This window comes from Streptomyces sp. NPDC104202, assembly GCF_055584185.1.
On the sequence record NZ_JBVJMN010000115.1, the window covers coordinates 1 to 6,592 of the forward strand.

General features: G+C 73.2%; 6 protein-coding genes. 5 read left to right on the forward strand and 1 reads right to left on the reverse strand.

The window, feature by feature from the left end:
• Positions 1–120 precede the first annotated feature (120 nt).
• Positions 121–2,379 carry an RICIN domain-containing protein gene (locus tag ACZ60W_RS36805; protein ID WP_469759762.1) on the forward strand — a complete coding sequence of 753 codons (2,259 nt, stop codon included), beginning with the start codon at positions 121–123 and terminating at the stop codon, positions 2,377–2,379.
• Between the two features lie 29 nt (positions 2,380–2,408).
• Positions 2,409–3,641 (forward strand): ThuA domain-containing protein, encoded by a 1,233-nt coding sequence (locus tag ACZ60W_RS36810; protein WP_469759767.1) that lies wholly within the window; start codon positions 2,409–2,411, stop codon positions 3,639–3,641.
• A 23-nt stretch (positions 3,642–3,664) separates the two neighbouring features.
• Here the strand turns inward: ACZ60W_RS36810 and ACZ60W_RS36815 are convergent, their stop codons facing one another.
• Positions 3,665–4,684 (reverse strand): GlxA family transcriptional regulator, encoded by a 1,020-nt coding sequence (locus tag ACZ60W_RS36815; protein ID WP_469759763.1) that lies wholly within the window; start codon positions 4,682–4,684, stop codon positions 3,665–3,667.
• A gap of 194 nt (positions 4,685–4,878) precedes the next feature.
• Here ACZ60W_RS36815 and ACZ60W_RS36820 point away from each other — a divergent pair, with 194 nt between their 5' ends.
• The 3 genes from ACZ60W_RS36820 (at position 4,879) to ACZ60W_RS36830 (ending at position 6,429) form a co-directional block, all read left to right on the forward strand.
• Positions 4,879–5,568, forward strand: a complete 690-nt coding sequence (locus tag ACZ60W_RS36820; protein ID WP_469759764.1) for a DJ-1/PfpI family protein — start codon at positions 4,879–4,881, stop codon at positions 5,566–5,568.
• A gap of 73 nt (positions 5,569–5,641) precedes the next feature.
• Positions 5,642–5,959 (forward strand): hypothetical protein, encoded by a 318-nt coding sequence (locus ACZ60W_RS36825; RefSeq protein WP_469759765.1) that lies wholly within the window; start codon positions 5,642–5,644, stop codon positions 5,957–5,959.
• Positions 5,956–6,429, forward strand: coding sequence for a hypothetical protein (locus tag ACZ60W_RS36830; RefSeq protein WP_469759766.1), 474 nt, complete (start codon positions 5,956–5,958; stop codon positions 6,427–6,429). Before ACZ60W_RS36825 ends, ACZ60W_RS36830 begins: the two co-directional genes overlap by 4 nt.
• Positions 6,430–6,592: the final 163 nt, after the last annotated feature.

Consider the following 6,592-nt stretch of genomic DNA (forward strand, 5'->3'; position numbering starts at 1 on the left):
TTCCCCTGACAGGACTTTTGTCGGCCTCCAAGGACAAACAAGCCGGCGCACCGGCCACCGGGGCCGGCCCGGGCGCCGGGTACGCGCCCTCCCCTCCCCCCACCCCGTCAAGGAGTCCGCATGTCCGCCCCTCCTTCCGTCCGTCCCGGGAGCGCCGCGCCCCGGCGCCCCGCCCGTGCCCGCTCGGCCCCCCGCCGGCTGGGAGCGGTCCTCGTCGCGGGGGCCGCCCTCTCGTCCGTCCTCGTCGCCCTCTCCCCCGCCTCCTCCGCCGCGCCCCCGGCGGCCGCGGCGGAGGTCCCGACGGGCACGGTCACCGTCGTCAACGCCGGCAGCGGCAAGTGCCTCGACGCCCGGGCGGCCTCGACCGCCAACGGCACCGCCGTCCAGCAGTACGCGTGCAACGGCACCACCGCGCAGCGGTGGAACGTCGAGCCGACCTCGGACGGCCACGTCAGGATCGGCAGCCGGAACGACACCGCGCAGGTCGTCGACGTCAGCGACGTCTCCACCGCCGACAACGCCCGCGTCCACCTGTGGACGTACGGCGGCGGCCTCAACCAGCAGTGGCGGGCGGTCGACGAGGGTGACGGGACCTTCCGGCTCGTCAACCGCAACAGCGGCAAGTGCCTCGACGTGCCCGCGGCGTCCACCGCCGACGGCGTGCAGCTCGTCCAGTACGCGTGCAACGGCACGGCGGCCCAGCGCTTCAGGATCGCGCCGGTCGGCACCGCACCGGGCGACGTCGACCTGGGCCCGAACGTCGTCGTCCTCGACCCGTCGATGCCCTCCTCGACCGTGCAGGGCCGTCTGGACACCATCTTCCAGCGGCAGGAGACGAACCAGTTCGGCCAGGAACGGTACGCCGTCCTCTTCAAGCCGGGCACGTACAACAACGATGTCAACGTCGGCTTCTACACCCAGGTGATCGGCCTCGGGGCGTCGCCCGACGCGGTGACGATCAACGGCGCGGTGCACGTGGAGGCCGACTGGTTCCCGCCGCAGAACGCCACCCAGAACTTCTGGCGCGGGGCCGAGAACCTCTCCGTGACCCCCACCGGCGGCACCGACCGCTGGGCCGTCTCGCAGGCGTCGGCATACCGGCGGATGCACGTGCGCGGCAATCTGGAACTGAGTGACGGCGGCTGGTCCAGCGGCGGCTTCATGGCCGACTCCAAGATCGACGGCCAGGTGCGGTCGGGCACCCAGCAGCAGTGGCTGACCCGCAACTCGCAACTCGGTTCCTGGACGGGATCGAACTGGAACATGGTCTTCGTCGGCAGCCAGGGCGTCCCCGGCACCAGCTTCCCGAACCCGCCGTACACGACCGTCGACCGCTCCCCCGTCGTGCGGGAGAAGCCGTACCTCACCGTGGACGCCGCCGGCGCGTACAAGGTCGTCGTGCCCGCCCCGCGCACCGACTCGACCGGCGCGAGCTGGACGGCCGGCGGCACGCCCGCCGGGACGCAGCTCGGCATCGAGCGCTTCTTCGTGGTGAAGCCCGGCGCGACGGCCGCCCAGATCAACGCGGCCCTCGCCGAGGGCAAGGACCTCCTCGTCACCCCGGGCGTGTACCACCTGAACCAGACCCTGCGGGTGACCCGTCCGGGCACCGTCGTGCTCGGCCTCGGCCTCGCGACCTTCGTCCCGGACAACGGCGTCACGGCGATGACCGTCGCCGACGTCGACGGCGTGAAGATCGCCGGCGTCCTCTTCGACGCCGGCACGGTCACCTCGCCGTCCCTGCTGGAGCTCGGCCCCGCCGGGTCGTCCGCCTCGCACGCGACCGACCCGACCTCGCTCCACGACGTGTACTTCCGCGTCGGCGGCGCGGGCGTGGGCAAGGCCACCACCAGCCTCGTCGTCAACAGCGACCACGTGATCGGCGACCACCTCTGGGTCTGGCGCGCGGACCACGGGTCCGGGGTCGGCTGGACCGTGAACACCGCCGACACGGGTCTGGTCGTCAACGGCGACGACGTCACCATGTACGGCCTGTTCGTCGAGCACTACCAGAAGCACCAGACGCTCTGGGACGGCAACCGGGGCCGGACGTACTTCTACCAGAACGAGATGCCGTACGACCCGCCCAGCCAGGCGGCCTGGATGAACGGCACCACCCAGGGCTACGCCGCCTACAAGGTCGCCGACTCCGTCACCAGCCACCAGGCGTACGGGCTCGGCAGCTACTGCTACTTCAACGTCAGCCCCGGTGTCGCCGCCGAGCACGCCATCGAGGCGCCCCAGCGCCCCGACGTCCGGTTCCGGAACATGGTCACCGTCTCGCTCGGCGGAACCGGCACGATCCGGCACGTCGTCAACGACCGCGGCGGACCGTCCAACTCCTCCACCAACGTGGCGAACCTGGTGAGCTACCCGTGAACCGACTCCTCGTGCGCCTCCTCGGCCTGATGGCCCTCCTCCTCGGTCTCGGGGCCACCGCACCCGCCCACGCGGCGCCCGCCGCACCGGACTTCCGCGTGATCGCGTTCTCCAACGGCACCTGGGACGCGGCCCACATCGACTTCGTGAAGGAGGCCAACGACTGGTTCCCGCGGACCGCCGCGGCCCAGAACTTCTCCTACACCGCGACCACCGACTGGAACCTGCTCGCCGACGGCGGCGTCGACGCGTACGACGTCGTGCTCTTCCTCGACGACGCGCCCCGCAGCGCCGCCCAGCGGGCCGGGTTCGAGCGCTACATGCGCGCCGGCGGCGGGTGGCTCGGCTTCCACGTCTCGGCGTTCACCACCGACGCCTCCAGCTGGGACTGGTACCACCACCAGTTCCTGGGCAGCGGGAACTTCCGCTCCAACACCTGGGGGCCGACGACCGCGGTCGTCCGCACGGAGAACGGCTCCCATCCGGCCGCCGCCGGCCTGCCCGCGACGTGGACCTCCGCCGTCAGCGAGTGGTACAGCTGGTCGGACAACCTGCGGTCCAACCCGTCGATCAAGGTGCTCGCGTCGGTCGACCCCGTCAGCTTCCCGCTCGGCACGGACCCCGATCAGTCCTGGTACAGCGGTGACTACCCGCTCGTCTGGACCAACACGCAGTACCGCATGCTCTACGCCAACTTCGGCCACAACGCCATGAACTACTCCACGAACACCCGGCTCTCGTCGACCTTCGCGAGCCCCACCCAGAACCGTCTCCTGCTGGACGGCCTCCGGTGGCTCGCGGGCGTCGGCACCGCCCCGCCCGGCACCTTCCCCGGGGACTCGTGGTACGCGCTCGCCGCCGGTTCGAACGGACTCTGCGTCGACGCCCGGGCCGCGGGCACGGCCGACGGCACCGCCGTCCAGCAGTACACCTGCAACGGCACCCAGGCCCAGCAGTTCCGCTTCACCCCCACCGGCGACGGCTACAGCCGCATCGGTGTCCGCAACGCCCCGCAGCAGGTCGTCGACGTCTCCGGCCGGTCCTCCGCCGACGGCGCGCCGCTCCAGCTGTGGGCGTACGGGGGCGGCGCCAACCAGCAGTGGCTGCCGGTGGGCGAACCGTCCGGCCGCTACCACTTCGTCGCCCGCCACAGCGGCAGGTGCCTCACCGCGGGCGGCTCCGCCACGACCGGCGTCCAGCTCGTGCAGCGCGCCTGCGACGGATCCCCGTCGCAGAGCTTCCGCCCGACCGCGGTTCCCTGACGGGCGCGCGGTCGGCCCCCGCGTCAGGTCCCGGCGCGCTCCCCGAAGGGTGAGCCGGACGGCGACGCGGGGGCCGGCCCCTGCCCGGGCCCTCGGTCGGGCCCGCGGCCGAACGAGCGCCGGTAGGTCCGGGGGCTGACGCCGGTGGTGCGTTTGAACCGGTCGCGGAAGGCCGTCGACGAGCCGAAGCCGACCTGGGTGCCGATCCGTTCGACGGAGTGGTCGGTGGTCTCCAGCAGGTGCTGGGCCCGGCGGATCCGGGCGCGGTGCAGCCACTGGAGCGGGGTCGTCCCGGTCTGGTCGCGGAAGCGCCGGATGAGGGTCCGCGTGCTGGTGCCGGAGCGGCCGGCGAGGTCGGCGAGGGTGAGGTCGCTGCCGAGGTTCTCGCGCAGCCAGTCGAGCAGCGCGTCGAGGTCGGAGCCCCGGGGCGTGGGAACGTGATCGTGGACGATGAACTGCGCCTGTCCGCCCTCGCGTTCGAGCGGCATCACCGAGAGGCGCGCGGCATCGGCGGCGACCGCCGATCCGTAGTCGCGCCGGATCATGTGCAGGCACAGGTCCAGGCCCGCGGCCGCTCCGGCCGAGGTGAGGAACTGCCCGTTGTCGACGTACAGGACGTCCGGGTCGACGTCGACGGCCGGATGCCTCTCCGCCAGCAGGCCGGCGGCGACCCAGTGGGTCGTGGCACGCATCCCGTCGAGGAGCCCCGTGGCGGCGAGCGGGAAGGTGCCGGCGCAGACCGAGGCGATGCGCGTCCCCTCGGCGGCGGCCGCCCGCAGGGCGTCCCGCACGGCGGACGAGAGCGGCGCCGTGGGGTCGGCGACGCCCGGCACGATGATCGTGTCGGCGCCCCTGAGCCCCTCCAGACCCCAGGGTGCGCGCAGCGTGAAGGCCCCCGCGTCGACCTCCTCGCGCTCGGCGCAGACCCGCACGCGATAGGCGGGGCGCCCGTCGGGCAGCCGGGTCCGCTCGAAGACCTCGATCGGCGTGGACAGGTCGAACGGGATCACCCGGTCCAGCGCCAGGACGGCGACGGTGTGCATGGCCCGAACCCTTCTCCCCGAGGCAGGGCCTGAGCGCGTCCGCCTCCGTGACACCCCATGTCAACGCAGTTCTACGTCGTCAGGCAGGGCGTGGCAATTTCCCGGGGAAAGTCGTCGCTCCTGCCACTGGGCGATCACCGCGCCGGCCGGTTGACTCGGGGCGTCACCGGAAGACCGGCACCCGAAGGAACCGCATGCACGTCCAGATCGTCCTGTTCGACGGCTTCGACCCCCTCGACGTCGTCGCCCCCTTTGAGGTCCTCCACGCCGGCGGCCTCGCGTCCGACGGCGCGGTGACCGTGGAACTCGCCTCGGCGGAGGGGCCCCGGGAGGTCGTCAGCGGTACGGGAGGGCTGACGCTGCGGGCCACCGCCGCACTCGACCCGCTCCGCGCCGACCTGCTGCTGGTGCCGGGGGCCTCGGGCCGCACCGGGGACCCCGACGCGCTCCCGGGAGACGAGGCGGGCACCGGCGCGGGGCGGCAGGACGAGTCCATCCCGGTGCTCCTCGGCCGCACGCTGGCCACCGAGCTGCCCGCCCTCCTCAGGACGGCGATGGACGACCCCGCCACGACGGTCGCCACGGTCTGCGGCGGCTCCCTCGTCCTGGCCATGGCAGGTCTGCTGGAGGGCCGGCACGCGACCACCCACCACCTGGGCCTGGACCTGCTGGACGCCACCGGCGCCCACGCCGTCCGCGCCCGCTTCGTGGACGACGGCGACCTCGTCACCGGCGCCGGCGTCACCTCCGGGCTCGACCTGGGCCTTTATCTGCTGGAGCGCGAGGTGGGACCGCGTGTCGCGCACGCCGTCGAGGAGCTGTTCGCCCACGAGCGGCGCGGCACCGTCTGGCGCGCCCGCGGCCCGGTCCCCGTCGCCTTCTGAAACGCCCCGGCCCGCCCGGAGAGGGCACTCCTCTCCCCCGGCACCGCCCCTCTCCGGAAGGAAGCGCACCACCATGTCCGTCGAAGGAACCTGGAACCTGTCCGTCTCCACCCCCCTCGGCACGGTCGAGGCCGTGGTCGAACTACGGGAGCGGGACGGCGTCCTGACCGGAACCGCCCGCGGCACCGGTGAGGAGGTACCCCTCGGCGAGATCAGGCTCGACGAGCACCGGCTCACGTGGAAGCTGGCGGTCACCAAGCCGATGCGGCTGAACCTCGCCTTCGACGTGGTCGTCGACGGCGACACCCTCGCCGGCACCTCCAAGGCCGGCAGGCTTCCGGCCTCGAAGGTCACCGGGAGGCGCAGCAGGGTTCGGGGAGGCCGGGCGTGAACAAGATCCTCCTGTCCCTGCACGTCCTGGCCGCCCTCGTGGCCGTCGGGCCGGTCACCGTCGCCGCGAGCATGTTCCCCCCGGTGCTGCGCCGCGCCCTGGCTCCGTCCGCCGAGGGGGACGGCGACGCCCTGCCGACGCTCCGGACGCTGCACCGGATCTGCCGGGTCTACGCGACCGCCGGGGTCGCCGTACCCGTCTTCGGTCTCGCCACGGCCGCCGGCCTCGGCGTCCTCGGCGACTCGTGGCTGATCCTCTCGATCCTGCTCACCACCGCGGCCGCCGGCGTCCTGGCCCTGCTGATCCTTCCCGCCCAGGACGACGCCCTGGCCGAGGCGGGCGGCACGGTGACGGCGGCCCCCTCGTCGGCACCGGGCCGTCTGGCCCTGCTCACCGGTGTGTTCAACCTGCTCTGGGCCACGGTCACCGTGCTCATGATCGTCCGGCCCGGCTCCACGACGGGGGTGTGACGGCGCCGCCGCGCTCCTCGCACCCTCCGCTCACCCCGAGGTCACGGTCCGGCGGCCGGCGATCGGCCCGTTCCCGCCGGGACACGGAGCGGGGGGGGGGGGGACAGAACGAGGGGAACGGGGGTGCTTGCAGGGATGGGAGGGGTGCCAGCTTGTACCAGCG